This window comes from Candidatus Spyradosoma sp. SGI.093 (assembly GCF_050314555.1).
GTDB lineage: Bacteria > Verrucomicrobiota > Verrucomicrobiia > Opitutales > UBA953 > Spyradosoma.
Window position 1 is genome coordinate 266,784 of record NZ_JBNPNH010000002.1, and the last position, 17,094, is coordinate 283,877.

The 17,094-nt window shown below is 65.4% G+C and carries 13 protein-coding genes; 8 read left to right on the plus strand and 5 right to left on the minus strand.

Annotated elements, in window-relative coordinates:
- Nucleotides 1-9: 9 nt before the first annotated feature.
- Complete coding sequence (locus tag ACQREB_RS03225; protein ID WP_427765222.1) at nucleotides 10-504, plus strand: metallophosphoesterase family protein; 495 nt, start codon at nucleotides 10-12, stop codon at nucleotides 502-504.
- A 544-nt stretch (nucleotides 505-1,048) separates the two neighbouring features.
- On the opposite strand, the gene ACQREB_RS03230 is transcribed toward ACQREB_RS03225, so the two are convergent.
- Both ACQREB_RS03230 and tdh read right to left on the minus strand, forming a co-directional pair.
- The gene (locus ACQREB_RS03230) at nucleotides 1,049-1,477 is read right to left on the minus strand and encodes a hypothetical protein (protein ID WP_427765224.1); all 429 of its coding nucleotides are present in this window, start codon (nucleotides 1,475-1,477) and stop codon (nucleotides 1,049-1,051) included.
- Nucleotides 1,478-1,600: 123 nt separating this feature from the next.
- Nucleotides 1,601-2,632: an L-threonine 3-dehydrogenase gene (gene tdh / locus ACQREB_RS03235; RefSeq protein WP_427765226.1), complete on the minus strand. Its 1,032-nt coding sequence runs from the start codon at nucleotides 2,630-2,632 to the stop codon at nucleotides 1,601-1,603.
- A gap of 157 nt (nucleotides 2,633-2,789) precedes the next feature.
- On the opposite strand from tdh, the gene ACQREB_RS03240 reads away from it, so the two are divergent.
- The 6 genes from ACQREB_RS03240 (at nucleotide 2,790) to ACQREB_RS03265 (ending at nucleotide 10,470) form a co-directional block, all read left to right on the plus strand.
- The gene (locus tag ACQREB_RS03240; RefSeq protein ID WP_427765228.1) at nucleotides 2,790-3,077 is read left to right on the plus strand and encodes a metal-sensitive transcriptional regulator; all 288 of its coding nucleotides are present in this window, start codon (nucleotides 2,790-2,792) and stop codon (nucleotides 3,075-3,077) included.
- Between the two features lie 150 nt (nucleotides 3,078-3,227).
- Nucleotides 3,228-3,668: a hypothetical protein gene (locus ACQREB_RS03245; RefSeq protein WP_427765231.1), complete on the plus strand. Its 441-nt coding sequence runs from the start codon at nucleotides 3,228-3,230 to the stop codon at nucleotides 3,666-3,668.
- Nucleotides 3,669-3,834: 166 nt separating this feature from the next.
- Entirely contained in the window at nucleotides 3,835-5,133 is a 1,299-nt protein-coding gene (locus ACQREB_RS03250; RefSeq protein WP_427765233.1) for a TolC family protein, read from the plus strand.
- 185 nt (nucleotides 5,134-5,318) lie between these two features.
- Nucleotides 5,319-5,735 (plus strand): hypothetical protein, encoded by a 417-nt coding sequence (locus ACQREB_RS03255; protein WP_427765235.1) that lies wholly within the window; start codon nucleotides 5,319-5,321, stop codon nucleotides 5,733-5,735.
- Between the two features lie 155 nt (nucleotides 5,736-5,890).
- Nucleotides 5,891-7,189: an efflux RND transporter periplasmic adaptor subunit gene (locus ACQREB_RS03260; RefSeq protein ID WP_427765238.1), complete on the plus strand. Its 1,299-nt coding sequence runs from the start codon at nucleotides 5,891-5,893 to the stop codon at nucleotides 7,187-7,189.
- A 104-nt stretch (nucleotides 7,190-7,293) separates the two neighbouring features.
- The gene (locus ACQREB_RS03265) at nucleotides 7,294-10,470 is read left to right on the plus strand and encodes an efflux RND transporter permease subunit (protein WP_427765240.1); all 3,177 of its coding nucleotides are present in this window, start codon (nucleotides 7,294-7,296) and stop codon (nucleotides 10,468-10,470) included.
- 174 nt (nucleotides 10,471-10,644) lie between these two features.
- On the opposite strand, the gene thrC is transcribed toward ACQREB_RS03265, so the two are convergent.
- From thrC to ACQREB_RS03280, 3 genes are read right to left on the minus strand one after another with little or no spacing between them, the layout of a single operon-like run.
- Entirely contained in the window at nucleotides 10,645-12,114 is a 1,470-nt protein-coding gene (thrC, locus tag ACQREB_RS03270) for a threonine synthase (RefSeq protein ID WP_427765242.1), read from the minus strand.
- A 16-nt stretch (nucleotides 12,115-12,130) separates the two neighbouring features.
- Nucleotides 12,131-12,706, minus strand: coding sequence for an rRNA maturation RNase YbeY (ybeY, locus tag ACQREB_RS03275; RefSeq protein ID WP_427765244.1), 576 nt, complete (start codon nucleotides 12,704-12,706; stop codon nucleotides 12,131-12,133).
- Nucleotides 12,703-15,228, minus strand: a complete 2,526-nt coding sequence (locus ACQREB_RS03280) for an HDIG domain-containing metalloprotein (RefSeq protein WP_427765246.1) — start codon at nucleotides 15,226-15,228, stop codon at nucleotides 12,703-12,705. The genes ybeY and ACQREB_RS03280 overlap by 4 nt, the downstream gene beginning before the upstream one ends.
- A 388-nt stretch (nucleotides 15,229-15,616) precedes the next feature.
- Here ACQREB_RS03280 and hemN point away from each other — a divergent pair, with 388 nt between their 5' ends.
- Nucleotides 15,617-17,014, plus strand: coding sequence for an oxygen-independent coproporphyrinogen III oxidase (gene hemN, locus ACQREB_RS03285; RefSeq protein WP_427765248.1), 1,398 nt, complete (start codon nucleotides 15,617-15,619; stop codon nucleotides 17,012-17,014).
- The last annotated feature ends 80 nt before the right edge of the window (nucleotides 17,015-17,094 follow it).

The following is a 17,094-nucleotide window of genomic DNA, read 5'->3' on the forward strand; positions in this document are numbered from 1 at the left end:
CTTTTCCCCATGATGAAAAATTTCGGTTCCCCGCTGAAGATCGGCGTCATCTCCGACACGCACGGATTTCTGCGTCCGGAAGTCTTCGACGTGTTCTCGTCGGTCGATCACATTCTGCACGCCGGCGACGTCTGTTCCGACGACGTGCTCGCCGAACTCTCGCGCCTCGCGCCCGTCTCCGCCGTGCGCGGCAATTCCGACTTCACGCCGAAATGCCGCAAGCTGCCGCTCTTCGACGTCGTGAAGATCGGGCGCGCGGAAATATTTCTGCACCACGGGCACGTGGACGCGTTCGACGGCATGCCCGCAGGCGTGAACATCATCGTCTCCGGACACACGCACCTGCCGCGCGTGGAGCTTTTCGGCGGCATTCTCCGCGTGAATCCGGGCAGCGCCGGCCCGCGCCGACCGAGCGTTCCCGTCTCGGTCGCGGTCATCACGATCTACAACCGCGCGCGTTCCGCCGAAATCATCGAGCTCCCCGAACCCTGCGAACAGCCCTGAGCGCCGCGGCGGAGACGCGGACGTCTCCGAACACGAACGGGAACGGAAAGGAGGGCGAGCGTCCCGCTTGCCCTCGAAATCCTTCCCCGCAAAAACTCCTCTTTAAGCTTTTCTGAAAACCGCAAAGTCAAAGGAAGTTAAGGAAAGTTTTATAGGGGGGGGGCGTGGCTTCACGCTTCTCTTACTTGCCGCTTCCTCGAAATCCGTCCGCACAAACTCCCCTTTAAGCTTTTTCCGCGCCCCGACGGGGCGCAACAAGCGTAACCCCATGCGCGCGACGAAGCGCGCGCTTGGGGAAAAACCCGCACCTGCGACGCGCCTGAAAGGCGCAACCGTCCGATGCGTTCGACGTTTTCCCGACACGACGTTCCCGCAGGGCAGTTGCGCTTTTCAAGCGCGTGTTTTTTGCGCGGACACGCCCCAAGCGGCGTCGCCGCATGGGGTTATTTTTGTTCCGCATTTCATGCGGACACTTGAGGGCGAAGGTATTCCTGCCGCTTCTTTGGCTTCTTTGAAATCCTTCCGCACAAATCAAGCGTTTATTTCAGCTAAAACAGCGTCCCGGCGCGCCCGCGGAGTTTTTCCTGCGGGCGCGGGAACGCGAGCGGATCGAGCCGGGGACGCCGAGGCGCGGGTCGCCGCGCAGGATGAGGCGCACGAGCTTTTCGGCGGTCGCCTCGTAGTCGTCCGCGGAGGCGCCGAGGCAGAGCCATTTTTTCAGAAGGTAATGCGGCGCGAGCGAGGGAAATTCCGCGACGAGCAAAGCGTGAAATTCCGGCGAGGTCGGAATCAGCAGGCCTTCGCCGTCTTCGTCCTTCGCGGGAACGTAGAGCAGAACGTTTTTGTCGCCGAGGTAGAACGACCAGCAGCCGAACGTGCGCCGCACGGAAAAGTCCGCGCGGGAACGCAGCGGCTCGATCAGCCATTCGCAGGGTGTTTCGTCGCGGGAACGCCGGCAGGGGGTGAATTTCATCGGGGAAACAAAAAAAAGAAACGAGCGCGTCCGGTTCAAATTTTCGGGGCCCGGAATCCGAAAGCGCGCCTTCGGATTTCGGGCCCCGTCTTTAAGCTTTAAGCCTTAAATTTAAGCTTTCTCTCAAATCTTGCTCCAGTCGAGAATGACCTTGCCCGCGGTGCCGTCGAGCATCGCCTTGAAGCCGGCGTCGAACTCCGTGTAGGGCAGATGGTGCGTGATGATCGGCGAAACGTCCATGCCCGCCTGAATCAGCGCCATCATCTTGTACCACGTTTCGAACATTTCGCGGCCGTAGATGCCCTTCATCGTGAGGCCCTTGAAGATGAGCTTGCTCATGTCGATCGCCGCGTTTCCGGGAGGAATCCCGAGCTGCGCGATGCGGCCGCCGCACGACATCACGTCGAGCATGCCGTTGAGCGCGTGCACGTTGCCGGACATTTCCAGACCCACGTCGAAGCCTTCCGTCATGCCGAGCTGCTTCATCACGTCGTGGAGCGAGGTGGTCATCGTGTTCACGGCGAGCGTCGGGCCCATCTTCTTGGCGAGCGCGAGACGCGTGTCGTTCACGTCCGTGATGACGACGTAGCGCGCTCCCGCGGCCTTGGCGAGCGCGATCGCCATGATGCCGATCGGTCCCGCGCCGGTGATGAGCACGTCTTCGCCGACGAGGTTGAACGAAAGCGCCGTGTGCGCCGCGTTGCCGAGCGGGTCGAGAATCGAGACGATGTCGTCCGGAATGTCGTCGGGCACGGGAACGACGTTCTTCGCCGGCAACGAAAGCAGTTCCGCGAACGCGCCCGGGCGGTTCACGCCGACGCCCTTCGTGTTCGGGCAGAGGTGGCGGCGTCCCGCGCGGCAGTTGCGGCAGTAGCCGCACACGATGTGACCTTCGCCGGAAACGCGCTGCCCGACCTTGAGATGCCTGATGTTTTCGCCGATCTTTTCGATGTGACCGACGTACTCGTGGCCGACGACCATCGGCACGGGAATCGTCTTCTGCGACCACTCGTCCCACTTGTAGATGTGCACGTCGGTGCCGCAGATGGCGGTTTTCTTGATGCGGATCAGCACGTCGTCCGGGCCGCATTCGGGCTCGGGAACGTCCATCAGCCAGAGTCCGGGTTTCGCTTCTTTCTTAACGAGAGCTTTCATGATTTTTTCGGATGTTTTTCAAAAAAGGTGTTGCCGAATGAAGCCCGCATTTTAGGACGATTCCCCGAATACGAAAACAAAAAAATCACTCCGCCGCGCCGCGCGGGAAAAACGGCTTGACGCGGGGAGGGATAGGGGGTAGCCCTATATGCAGACGATGAACAAGAACGGACATTCGCACTGCCGCACCCCGGAGATGAAGAAAAAGCTCGTCTCGCGCCTGCGCCGCATCGAGGGGCAGACGCGCGCGCTGCAGCAGATGATCGAGGACGACCGCGAATGCGTCGAGATCCTGCGCCTCATCGCCTCCGTCTCGGGCGCCCTGCGCGGCGCGTGGACGGAAGTGCTCAACGACCACCTTTCCAGCTGCATCCGCGAATCCGTCGCGAACAAGGACATGAGCCAGCTCGACGAGCTCATCGCCCTGCTGAAGAAAACGCACTGAGGGTCCCGCAGTATGAGACTTTCCAGAGATACCCGAAATCGCCGGAAGAAAGCTCCTGCGGAGCTGTTTATGGTTTATCGTTCAGCGTTTATTTCTCTCAACCATAAACCTTCAACAATAAACGGCGCGAAGCGCTTCGCCTGACGTTCCATGCGCATTTTCCGCGACATATTTCTGTGCTTCGCCCTGCTGCTGACGCTCGTCGGCAACACGGCGACGACGACCGCGTGCTTCGCCGACGGAGAAATCTCCTTCGTCGGGAACGCCGCGTGCGCGGAAACGCGGGAAACGGCGCACGCCGACCGCCGCGCGGGAACGCCCTGCGCGCACGACGCGGACGCCGGCGGCGATTTCCGCGCGCCGCACGAACCGCTGACCGTCGCGCTCGACGACGACCTCGCCGCCGCCGCGTGCCCGAACGGCGTTCCCGCGCCGGACGCGTTTTTCTTCGCCGAATTCTTCTTTGCGCTTTTCGACGCCGCCGCGCTCCACGCGCGCGCGGTTCCGTCGGCGTTCCCGCCCGGGGACGACGCGCTTCTCGCCCTGCTCCGCGCGCCGAACCGCGCGGGCGTGCTCCCGCTACTGGCGTAGCCCGCGGCGCGCGCATTTTTCCGACGGAAAGGGCGTTCCCGCGCCGCTTTCCGTGCATCCCCTTCTTTTTTCACGAAAAGGAAATCCGCGGAAGTTCCGCCTCGGCTCGCCTTCCCGCTTTCCCGAAAAAAGAAAATTTCCCCCTTCAAAAAAAACGAAACGAATCATGAGAAAAAAATTTTACGTCCTCTGCCTGCCCGCGCTGATGCTGTCGGCGTGCGCGAGCTACGAGGAGCGCCCGATCGACCTCGGGCGCGAAGCCGTCGCGTGGCGGGAACTCTCCGACGCCGTCGCGCGGGAGCGCACGGAACTCACGTTCGCCGACGCGAAGCTGATCGGGCTCGCGCTCAATCCCGAACTGAACCGCGCTCGCGCGAGCCTCGCCAAGAGCCGCGCCGTGCGCGACGCCTCCGGCTGGTGGGAAGATCCCGCGGTCTCGTTCTCCGTCAAGCGCGTGCTGAACACGAGCGCGCAGCCGTGGGCGTACACGCCGGGCGCGTCGCTGACGATTCCGGTGACGGGCCTTCCCGCGCTCGCCGAGGAGGCCGCCGAGCGCTACGCCGAAGCGGACTACTGGACGCTCGTCCAGGCGGAACTCGATTTCGCCGCCGGGCTCGCCGAGATGTGGACGGACTGCGCCGTCGTCGAGGCGAAACTGCGCGTCGCCGGGCTTTACCTGCTCAACGCCCGCGAGGAACGCGCGCGTCTGGAACGCCTTTTCGACGCCGGCGAAGTCACCGCCGCCGAACTGCAGAAGGAAAACGACCGCGTCAACGCCGCCGAGCTGGAAAAGCGCGACCTCGACGCGCGCTTCGTGGACGTGCGTTCCCGCATCGCCGCGCAGCTCGGCCTGGCGCCGACCGTCGCTCGCGCGCTGAAGCTCGACGCCGCGCTGCCCGCGGGCGTTCCCGCCGCCGCGCCTTCGCCGACGCCGGAAGAGCTCGCCGAGCTCCCGCGCGTCCGCGCCGCCCTCGCCCGCTACTCCGCGAGCGAAACCGCGCTGAAGACGGAAATCCGCCGGCAGTATCCGGAGCTCTCGCTCTCGCCGAGCTACGAGCTCGACGGGAACGACGAGTTCGCGGATTCGTTCACGCTCGGCGTCGGCTTCACGCTCCCGCTGTGGAACCGCAACCGCCTCGGCGTCGCGGAGGCGGAGGGCAAGCGCGAGGTCGTGCGCATCGAGACGCTCGCGCTGTGGCAGGATCAGTTTCACCTGCTGCGCCGCCTCGAGGCCGAGCAGGAAATCGCGGAAAACCACTGCCGCGCGCAGGAGACGCGTTCCCGCGATTTTCTGCGCCGCACGGAAAAGATCTACGCGGAAATCGACGCCGGGGAAACGCTCCCGACCGCGCTTTCCGAAGCCGCCGCACAGAATTTCACCGCCTCGCTCGCCTACTGCGACGCGCTCGGCGATTTTCTGAAGGCGCGGATCAGAATCGAAGCGCTGAAAGCGCGGAGAAAGTAAATGGAGACTAGGAGCTAGTAACTGGTAACTGGTAGCTCCTTCGGAGCTGTTTATGGTTGTTTAGAAAAATAAACCTTAAACAATAAACAGCGCGAAGCGCTTCACTGCTCCAGTCACAAGTTACCAGTTACCAGCCACCTCGTAAACACAACCCCCTTACACAAAAAAACGAACATAGAAAAATCATGAACAAAAAATTCTTCCTCATTCTTTCAATCGCGGTCGCGACGCTCGCGTCCGCCTGTTCAAGCGTTCCCGCGGATGCGCCCGCGGCGGTCTTTTCCGTCGCCGCGACGGAATCCGGCGCTCCCGCGTTCCCGCTGCACGAAACGACGCGCGTGTTCTACGAACGCGGGAACGCCGACGCCCGCGCCGCCGCGCTCGAGTTCTGCGCCGAAGCGAAGACGCGCTTCGGTCTCGCGCTCAAGGCGGAAGGCCTGCGTCCGCACGGCTCGCGCAACGACAATTCCGTGATCTTCGCCGCGGACGACGCCTCGGCGACGGAAGCCTTTTCGCTCCGCGTCACGGAAGCGCATCTGGAGATTTCCGCCCGCACCGCCGAAGGCTTTTCCGCCGGAATCGGGAAGGCGCTCGAAAAGTGACAAGTGACTGGATGAACAGCTTAAAAGCTTAAAAGTCTAAAAGCTTAAAAAGAAATTCCTCTTTTCAACTTTTAAGCTCTTCAGCTCTTAAACTTTCTCCTGTCACTTTTCACCTGTCACTTGCCACCTGAATTGTCACCAAACCCACTTTTTCCATGAGCAAAAAATTTTTCATCACGCTCGCGCTCGCGGGAACGCTCGCCGTTTTCGCGAACGCGGCGGAACACGCGCACGACGCGAACTGCGCCCACGGCGCGCACGAAACGCACGCCCACGGCGACCACGACGAAGGCGAGCACGAAGCCGACCACGAGCATGAGCACGACCACGACGCGCACGACGAAGCCGAAGACGCGGGAACGCGCGTCGAGATTTCGCCGCGCGCGCGGCAGTCCGTCGCGATGCGCTTCGAGACGGTTTCCGACGCGTCCGCGAGCGCGGCGCGCTCCTACTACGGGCAGATGCGCGTTCCCGCCGACGCGGTGAAGACCGCCGCCCTGCCCGCCGCCGGCCGCGTGCGCTTTTTCGTGACGCCCGGCCAGAACGTCGAGCCGGGAACGCCGCTCTACTCGCTTTCCTCGCCGGAGCTGATCGCGATGCGCAGCGACCTCGCGCAGGCGGAAGCGGACCTTTCCCGCGCGCGCTCGAACCTCGCCGCGCTCGAGGCGCGCCTCGAACGCCTCGCGAAAATCGGCACGAAAAACGGCGCGCTCGAAAGCGAAGCCGCGTTTCTGCGCGCGGAAATCCCCGTGCTCGCCGCCGCCGCCGAGCGTTCCCGCGGACTCTGGCTCGCGGCGACGGACGGCGCGGAGCTGCGCGACGGCAGGCTGATCGTCTCCTCGCCGTTCGCGGGGCGGATTCAGTCGCTCGACCTCAGCGAAGGCGCCTGGGGCGAACGCGGCGCGGGCGCGCTCACGCTCGTCTCGTCGCGCGCGCTCGAGTTCAAGGGCTCGGCGTTCGGCGCGGACGCGTTCGCGGGAACGCAGGCGCGGCTCGCGGTGTCCGTCGGCGGCGAGACGCTGCGCCTCGCGGGCACGCTGCGCGTCTCCGCGCAGATCGACGAGGCGACGCAGGCGCGCACGATTTATTTCGTTCCGGAAAATCTGCCCGAGGGCGTGTTCCCGGGGCAAGTCGCGCGGCTCGAAGTCTTCCGCCGCGACGAGGCGGACGAGGGCTTCGTTCCCGTGCCGAGCAGCGCCGTCGTCAAGGTCGGCGTGGACGACGTCGTCTTCGTGCGCGACCCGCACGACGAAAACGCGTTCTTCGCGCGCAAGGTGAAGACGCGTCCGGCGCGCCGCGGCGTGACTCCCGTGAAGGGCGTGCGCGCGGGCGAGACCGTCGTCGTCAAGGGCGGCTACGAGCTGAAATACGTGCTTCCCGCGGACGGGAACGCGGCGAAGAAGGCCGCCGGGCACTTCCACGCCGACGGAAAATTCCACGAAGGCGAGCACTGACGAGGGAAGATGAGAGATGAGAGGTGAGGGATGAGAGGGAAGTCGAGCCTTCGTCTCTCGTCGGTTCCCGAAAAAACGTATCCGATAAAAATTTACGCACAAAAATGAACGCAATCATTTCATTCTGCCTGCGGAAACGCCTCACGGTGCTGATGCTCACGGCGCTGCTCGCGGCGGTTTCCTTTTTCGTCGTCAAAGACATTCCCGTGGACGTGTTCCCGGAGCTGAAGGTGCCGCGCGTCACGATCCAAACCGAGGCGAGCGGGCTCACCGCCGAAGAGGTCGAGCGCTACGTGACGATTCCCGTCGAATCCGCGATGAACGGCACGGCGGGCGTGAAGCGCGTGCGCTCCTCCTCCGGCGGCGGGCTTTCGTTCGTCTGGGTCGATTTCGACTGGGACACGGACATCTACCTCGCGCGGCAGATCGTGACGGAGCGCCTTTCGAGCGTGCGCGCCTCGCTCCCGCAGAACGTCTCGCCGGAGCTCGCGCCCATCGTTTCCGTGACGGGCGAAATCATGCTCATTGCGCTCACGCCCGACGAGGAATTTTCAAAAAACCTCACCGACGCCGAGCGCGCGCGGCTGCTGCTCGACATGCGCCAGCTCGCGGAATACCGTCTGCGCAACCGCCTGCTCGCGATTCCCGGCGTCGGCCAGGTCACGGTGCTCGGCGGCCGCCTGCCGGAGTATCAGGTCGTTTACGATCCCGCGCGTCTGCGCCAGGCGAAGATTTCGCTCGACGACCTGCGCGCGGCGGTCGAGTCCGCGGGCTCCACGGCGCCCGCCGGCTACCTCGAGGAAGTCGCGGGAACGGAGCTGCCGATTCAGCAGGATTCGCGCGTGGAGACGCTCGAGCAGCTGCGACGTTCGCTCGTTCCCGCGCATCCGTCGGGAACGGCGAAGATCGAGGACCTCGCCGACGTGCGCATCGACGGCGCGCCGCGCCGCGGGAACGCCGGATTCATGGGCACGGACGCGGTCGTGCTTTCCGTGCAGAAGACGCCCGGCGCGAACACGCAGGAGCTCACGCGCGCCGTGGACAAGGCGGTCGCGGAATTTTCCGCGAGCCGGCTGCCCGCGGGCATGCGCCTGCACGCGAACGCCTACCGCCAGTCGGACTTCATCGAAATGTCGCTCGCGAACGGCGCGGAGACGCTGATCACGGCGGGCGTCGTCGTCATGCTCGTGATTTTCCTCACGCTGCTGAACGTGCGCACGGCGCTCGTCACGCTCGCGGCGATGCCGCTTTCGATTCTGTTCGCGATGCTGCTGTTCCCGGCGTTCGGGCTCGCGGTGAACATCATGACGCTGGGCGGGCTCGCGGTCGCGGTCGGCGACGTCGTGGACAACGCGATCATCTTCGTCGAAATCGCGTGGCGGCGGCTTTCGGAGAACGCCGCGCTCCCGCCCGAAAAGCGGCGCACGAAATACGAGGTGCTCATGGCGGCGAAGGGCGAAATCCTCGGCTCGATCGGCTATTCCTCGGCGATCATTCTGCTCGTGTTCACGCCGGTGCTTTTCCTGTCGGGGCTCGAGGGGCAGTTCTTCCGCCCGCTGGGCGTTTCGTTCATGCTCGCGTTCGCGATGTCGCTCGCCGTCGCGGTGACGGTCGTTCCCGTGCTGTGCTCGCTCGCGTTCCGCGCGAAGAAGAACGGCGCCCACGCCGCGGACGCGGGAACGCCGCCGCGCGAGAGCTTTTCCGTGCGGCAGATTCACCGCCTTTACGAGCCCGTGCTGAACTTCTGCATGCGCCGCGCGAAGCTCGTCGTCGCGGGAACGCTCGCGCTGACGGCGGGCGCGCTCTGGCTCGCGGGAACGTTCGGCGCGAGCTTTCTCCCGCCCTTCAACGAAGACTGCTACACCGTCTTCGTGAACGCCGTGCCGGGAACGTCGCTCGAAGAAACGGAGCGCATCGCACGCGGCTGCGCCGAGCGCGTCGGAAAAATCGACGGCGTGCTTTCCGTCGCGCAGCGCACGGGGCGCGCCGAAAACGACGAGCACGCCGAGCCCGTCTCCGCGTCGGAACTGCTCGTGCGCGTCGATCTGAAGAAGGATCAGAAAAAAATCCGCGAGGCGATCCGCGACGCGATCGAGGGCATTCCCGGCACGAGCACGATGATCGGCTACCCGCTCGCGCACCGCATTTCCGCCGCGCTTTCCGGCTCCAATTCCGAAATGGCGATCAACATCTACGGGAGCGAGCTCCCGCAGCTGCGCGCCGCCGCGCTCAAGGCGAAGGAGATTCTCGAAAAAATGCCCGAGGCCGCCGACGCGCGCGCCAACCGCGAAGTCATGGTGGACACGGTGCGCATCCGCTACGACCAGGAGATTCTCGGCGCGTTCGGGCTCACGATCGCCGAGTCCGCCGAACAGGTCTCCGCCGCGCTCAACGGGCTGCGGCTCGGCGAAGTCATCAAAAACCAGGACCGCTGGAACGTCGTGCTGCGGCTCGATCCCGCGCTGCGCATGTCCGTGGACGACGTGCGCGACCTCGAACTGCTCGGCGCGGACGGCAGAAGCGTGCGCCTCGGCGACGCCGCCGACGTCTCGCGCGAGGAAGTGACCAACCTCATTCTGCGCGACGACACGATGCGCAAGGCGATGATTTCCTGCAATCCCGCGCCCGGCTCCAACCTCGGCGACCTCGTCGAGGCGTGCCGCGAAAAGCTCGACCCGGCGATGCACGAGCTCGGCTGCACCGTCGAATACGCGGGAACGATCCAGGCGCGCGAATCCGCGGCGCGGCGGCTCTACCTGCTCGGCGCGGCGATTCTCGTCGCCGTCGTGTTTCTGCTGACGACGGCGCTCGGCAGTCTGCGCAGCGCGGCGGTGACGCTCGTGAACATTCCGCTGTGCCTCATCGGCGGAATCGTCGCGGTGTTCGTCGCCTCGCCGGGAACGCTCGCGTCCGTGTTCGGCGGCGGCGCGTACGAGGCGCCGATTCTCTCCGTCGCCTCGATCGTGGGCTTCGTGACGGTGATCGGCTTCGGCGTGCGCTCCGGGCTGATTCTGCTGAACCGCTACCGCGAACTCTTCAAAAGCGGCATGAGCGCGGACGAGGCGATCCGCGTCGGCTCGCGGGAACGCGTCGTGCCGATCGTGATGACGTCGCTGACGACGGAGCTGGGCCTGCTGCCGCTGATCGTCGCGATCGACCGCCCCGGCGGCGAGCTGCTCGGCCCGCTCGCGATCGTGCAGTTCGGCGGGCTCATCTCGGCGACCGTCCTCTCGCTCGCCGTCATTCCCGCCGCCTCCCGGCTCCTCGCCAAAAAGAGTTGAAAACAGCTTAGAGATGAGCGTTGAGAGCTGAGAGGAAAGCAACTGGTGACTTGTAACTGGTGACTGGACCATTGTGAGTTTTGCCGAGGCAAAACTTGTTGATCACCAGTTACGAGTCACCAGCTACAAGTCACTTCTCTCACTTCTAAGCCCTCAACTCTCGTCTTTCTTCCTTCAGATTCCGAAGACGGCGCGGACGGTTTCGCCGACGCGGTCCTTGGCGCAGACGAGCGCATGAAGCGCCGGCGCGTTCTCCAGCTCGGCGAAACGCGGCGCGCGGCCGACGAGCTCGCCGAGCGCGCGGAGGTTCGCGAAGTCGTCCGCGCCGCACGTTCCCGTGAGCGCGCGCAGCATCGTCGCGGGGAATTTCCACGGCGCGGCGGTTTCGGCGACGACGGCGGGAACGTTCCCGCGCCCGCCGAGATCGCGCAGCACCTTCCAGCCGATCGCGGTGTGCGGGTCGGCGAGGTAGCCGGTCTCGCGGCGGATCGCGGCGATCGCGGCCTCCGTCTCCTCGGGCGAAGCGTGCCCGGAAACGAAGCCGGCGGCGGCGGGAGCGCCGCAGTCCGCGCCGAGCGAAAATTCGCCCGTGCCCTTCAGCGCCGCCATGCGCGCGCGCGTCGAAGCGGCGTCGCGCCCGGAAATCTCGAAGATGAAGCGCTCGATGTTCGACGAGACGAGAATGTCCATCGACGGCGAATTGGTGACGCGGAACGTGCGCCGCACGTCGTACACGCCCGTGCGGATGAAGTCCGCGACGACGCAGTTTTCGTTCGAGGCGACGACGAAGCGGCGGATCGGCGCGCCGAGCTTCTTCGCGTAAAACGCGGCGAGCACGTTGCCGAAATTGCCCGTGGGCACGACGACGTCGAAGCCGTCCGCGCCGAGCGTTCCCGCGGCGTGCAGCTCGCGCCACGCCATGATGTAGTAGCAGATCTGCGGGAACAGGCGGCCGATGTTGATCGAGTTCGCGCTGGAAAGGAAAACGCTCTTCGCGGCGGCGTCGGCGCGGATTTTCTCGTCGGCGAAGACGGCCTTGACAGCGGTCTGCGCGTCGTCGAAATTGCCCTCGATCGCGCACGCGTGCACGTTCGCGCCCGGGCAGCAGACCATCTGCCGGCGCTGGATTTCGGACGTTCCCGTCTTCGGGAAGAACACGAGCACTTCCGTTCCCGCGACGTCCGCGAAGCCGCGCATCGCCGCCGAGCCGGTGTCGCCGCTCGTCGCCGTGAGAATCGCGACCTTCTTCAGCCCCGCGACGGACGCGGCGTGCTGCAGCAGCGTCGGCAGAATCGTCAGCGCGACGTCCTTGAACGCCGCCGTCGGGCCTTCCGCCAGGTCCATGAAGACGACGTTTCCGCCGACGGCGCGGAACGGCACGGGATTTTCGGGCTCGGCGAAACGCGCGACGGAGCGCGCGACCGCGGCCTCGCGCACGCTCTCGGGCACGTCGTCGAAGAAGAGCGAGAGAATCCCGCGCATCGTTCCCGCGTAGCCGGCGGAGGGTTCGAGCCAGTCCGGGAGCGCGTCGCCGCCCGGCATTTCGGCGGGAACGTAGAGTCCGCCGTCGGGCGCAATGCCGTTGAGGAGCGCTTCAGTCGAGGAAACCATGGGCGCGAGCCCGCGAGTGGAAATGTATTTCATGACAGGATACGTTTTTTCAGGTTGAGGATTTTTCGTTGAAGGATTCGGAAATTTTCGGGAACACGACGCGCGAGAACGGCGCGGCGCCGGCGGCGCGCAGGATTTCGAGCGCCTCCGCCTCGGCGGCGCGCATGCGCACGCGGTCGTCCTCGGCGATGTCATCCAGCCCGGCGAGATGGAGCCAGCCGTGGACGAGATAGAGCAGCAGCTCGTCGGCGGGCGTCGTGCCGAACTGCGCGGCGGCGCGCGCCGCCTGGGGCACGCAGACGACGATTTCCCCGGCGAAGGCGTCGTCGTCCCCGCCGCGGGAACGCGCCGCTCGGCGGCGGGAAGCGGGTTCCGCGGGAACGTCGCGTCGGCGCGGCTTCGTGAAGACTTCGTCGCCCGGGAACGTGATGACGTCGGTCTTCGAAGGGTCGTTCAGAAAACGCGCGTGCAGGGCGCAGGTGCGCGCGTCGTCCGCGAAGGCGACGGAGAGCGATCCCGAGGGGAATTCCCACGGCGCGCGTTCCCGCAGGCGCTTCAGCACGGTCTTCACTTCGCGGCGGGAGATGCGGAAACCGCGGCAGGCGATGGCGATCTCGTCGTTCACGGCTCTTCTGCGGGAGCGGTTTTCTCTTCCTCGGCGGGGGCGGCCTTTTCTTCCGCGGGAGCGTCCGCCGGCGGCAGCACGGAGGCGAGCGCCGCGGAATCGAGCACGCGCGCGCGCGGCTCGTCGGCGGGCTTCTTCTCGGCGGCGTTCCCGTCGCCGTCCGTGTTGTAGGAAATGCGTTCGTGGCGGCTCGTGAACACGGAGTCCACGAGGCTGCGGCGGACGGCGTCGAGCTGCTTCAGCGTGATCGGGCAGTCGTTGAACTCGCCTTCGGCGACGCGTTCCGCGATGCGCTTGTCCACGACGTCCTCGACCGCCTGGCGCGAGAATTTCTTGATGGAGCGCGCGGACGCCTCGACGACGTCGCAGAGCATGAGCACGGCGGCCTCGACCGTCTGCGGGCGCGGCCCGTCGTAGCGGTAGTCGGCGTCGTCCACGAAGGCGGGATCTTCGCCGGTATCCTCCGCCGCCGCGACGGCGAGCTTTTTCGCCTTTTCGAAGAAGAATCCCGCGAGCCCGCGGCCGTGGTGCTGCATGATGAGGTCGCGCACGGCTTCGGGCAGGTGGTATTCCTCGGCGAGCTCGACGCCTTCGCGCACGTGGCTGCGGATGATGAGGGCGGACATGCGCGGCGTCTGCCGGTCGTGCGGGCTGGGCATGCCTTCCTTCTTGTTTTCCGTGAAGTATTCCGGCTTGAGCGTCTTGCCGACGTCATGAAAGAGCGCCGCGCAACGGCAGAGCACGGGATTCGCGCCCGCCGCCTGCGCCGCCTTCGCCGCGAAGTCCGCGACCATGACGCTGTGCAGGAACGTTCCCGGCGCGACGACCTGGAGGCGCCGCAGCAGCGGGTGATCGTAGTCCGCGAGCTCGAGCAGCGTGATGTTCGTCGTGATCTTGAAGATGCCTTCGAAGATCGAAAGCACGCCCGCGGCGGCGACGCCCGAAAGCGCGCCCGCGGCGACCGCCGCGACGAAATTCGCCGCGAAGGATTCCCAGACGAAATTCTCGTGGAAGCCGACCAGCAGCGACGCCAACGCCGTCGCCACGCCGGAATAAAAGCCCGCGCGCAGCAGCACCGAGCGCTTCCGCGCGTCGCGCACGATGTAGACCGCGGTCATCACCGCGACGGACGCCGCGAGCAGCGATTCCGCGCTCCCGCCGAGCATCAGCGACGAAATCGAGGCGGCGGCGAGCGACGTCACGACGGCGAGCGGCGCGCCCAGCATCAGCGCCGCGAGAATCGCCGTGCAGGTCGGCGCCGAAAGCCACACCTGGATATTCTGCGTCTGAGCGAAGATTTCTTCGAAACGCGGCGACTCCACGACGCCGAGCATCAGGCGGACGAGCGCCGTGTTCACGAGAATCAGCGTTCCCGCGAGCGCGAGGCGGCGGCGTTCGCGGAAGACGTTCGGCGTCAGCAGCATCCCGAAGATCGCCGCGCTCGCCAGAATGCAGTACGCGTAAAACGTGTTGGAAAGGAAGGGAAGCCGCTCCTCGAAAAGCCCGTCCGAGCGCGTTTCCTCCGCCGCGCGGTAGGCGCGCCAGCGCTCGAGCATCTCCGCCGAGACGGGAACGCGCTCGGAAAGCAGCGGGTCGCCCGTGTGCACCTTCACGACGCTCTCGCCGACGTTCTGCGCGGCGAGGTTCTTCTGCTTCAGCGTCGCCTCGCGGTCGAAGAACATGTTGGCGCGGAAGAGCCCCGCCGTCTGGAAGACGTAGCCGACCTCCTCGGCGACCTTGCCGAGATTGCCGCGCATCTCCTTCGTGAAGACGCGCTGCCAGAGCACCGTGCGGAAACGCTCGGAAAAGACGCCCTCCGCCTCGCGCTCGGTGCAGCCCGCCTCGTCGCCGAAGCGCGCGCGCCCGAGCGGACGCGAAAATTTCTTCCCGCCCTCGCGGGATTCCTCGAAAATGCCTTCCTTCGCCAGAATCCAGAAGACGCTTTTCGCCGCGTCCGCGAGCTCGCGGAAACGCGTCGCGTCGTCGCAGTATTCGACGAGCCGGGAAATCCCCAGCGCCAGATCCTGCCGCGTCGTTTCGCGCGCGAAGGCGGGAACGCCCTTCTCGGACTCTTCCACGGCGAGGATTTCCGCGAGCGCCGCATCGCGCGTCGTGCGCACGCGCAGACGCTTCAGCCGCGGGAAATCCGCCGCGACGCGCTCGAAGACGCGCTCGAGCGCGCCCAGCGCGGCCTCCTGCGGGCCGAGCTTCAGCGCATAGACCGGGTTGACCTGCAGGCGCGCGTTCTCCTCGCGCTCGGTGCGCAGCAGCGTGCTCGCGTAGGAAAAGCTGAACGGCGCCGAAAAGGAATAATTCGGCACGTAGCCTTCGTAGACGACGGGCGCGCGCGGCGGACGGCCGAAAAAGGCGACGACCGAAAGCGCCGCGCCGAAGACCAGCAGCAGCCACGTTCCCGCGAGCAGCCGCCGGAAGCGTTCCCGCAGAGGCACGCGCGGCTCCTGAAAGACGCGGTAAATCAGCGCGCCCTCCTCACGGCGTTTTCTCTTGGAAATGTGAGCCATAAAATATTCGCTCAAGCTTAGACGAAACGCCCCGCCTTGTAAAGCGGCGCAGCGCGAGGGGGAAGTAAAGTGATGAGGTGACGGAGTTATGAAGGTTATGAAGGTTCATTGAGTTCGGCTGCGCCGAAAAGGCTTCGGAAAACTTTTCTTCGCGAAGCGAAACGCAAAGAACTTCCATAACCTTAGAAAAGTGATGAGGTGACGGAGTTATGGAGTTATGAAGGTTCATTGCCTTTCGCGCCGCGAAAAATCTTTTTCGAAATCCTTTCGGCGAAGCCGAGCGCAAAGAACTTCCATAACCTCATAACCTCATCACCTCATAACCTCTTCCTTCCCCCGCCCTCTTTTGCTCTTTCCGTTTTCCCTTTTTCGGCGGATAATCGCGCACATGAAACACGCCTTGGACGTCGATCTCGAACTCGTGAAAAAATACAACGTTCCCGCGCCGCGCTACACTTCGTACCCGACCGCGCTGCAGTTCCGCGAAGATTTTTCGGAAGAGGAAATCACGCGGACGATGCGCGAGGACGTCGCCGCCGGCGGGAACGCGGTTTCGCTCTACGTCCACATTCCGTTCTGCAGAACGCTGTGCCGCTACTGCGGCTGCACGAACGTTCCCGCCACGAACGCCGCCGACGCCGACCGCTATCTCGACGCGCTCGAAAAGGAAATCGCCCTTCGCGCGCGCGCGCTCGCGCCGGCGGGAACGCCGCTCCGCGTCGAACAGCTCCACTTCGGCGGCGGCACGCCGAGCGCCCTCACGCCCGCGCAGATCGACCGCCTTTCCGCCATGCTGCGCGCGGCGTTCGCGTTCGCGCCCGACGCGGAAATCTCCGTCGAGCTCGACCCGCGGACGGCGACGCCGGAAATCGTCGCCGCGTTCCGCCGCCTCGGCTGCACGCGCGCCTCGCTCGGCGTGCAGGATCTCGACCCGCGCGTCCAGGTGGCGATCCGCCGCGTCCAGCCCGAGCCCGTCGTGCGCGCCGCGATGGAGACGCTCCGCGCCGAAGGCTTCACCTCGGTGAACTGCGACCTGATCTACGGGCTCCCGTTTCAGACACCGGAAAGCTGTGAAAAGACGCTGGACGCCCTGCTCGCGCTCGCGCCCGACCGCTTCGCCGTGTTCAGCTACGCGCACGTGCCGTGGCTGAAGCCGCAGCAGAAGCTCCTCGAAGCCGAAGGTGGGCTGCCCTCGCCGAACGAAAAGCTCGCGCTCTTCAAGACCGTCGCCGAACGCCTCACGCGCGAGGGCTTCGTCTACATCGGGCTCGACCATTTCGCGCGCGAGGACGACGAGCTCGTCCGCGCCCTGCGGGAACGCCGCCTGCAGCGCAACTTTCAGGGCTATTCGACGCACGCCGGGCTGCCGATCGTCGCGCTCGGCATGTCGGCGATCTCGCAGTCCGCGCGCACGTTCCTGCAGAACGACAAGACGCTCGACGGCTACGAGGCGCGCATCGCCGCGGGAACGTCCGCGCACGTCAAGGGGCTGCTCGTCTCCGAAGAGGATCTGCGCCGCCGCGCGATCATCACGAGCGTCATGTGCGACTTGGAGCTCGACTACGCGAAGCTTTCGCGGCGCCTCGGCCTCGATTTCGAAAAGACCTACGCCGCGGAGCTCGCCGCGCTCGCGCCGCTCGCCGCGGACGGGCTCGTCGCCTTCCGCGCGGACGGGGGCGGGCTCGACGTGACGCGCGTCGGGCGCATGTTCGTCCGCAACATCGCCCTGCCCTTCGACGCCTATTTCCGCGCCGGCGCGCCGAACCGCCACTCCAAGACCGTGTGAGCGTTCCGGAGCGGCCTTCCGGTCTCCGCTTCTTTTCTCTTCGCATGAAATGCGGAACAAACATAACCCCATGCGGCGAC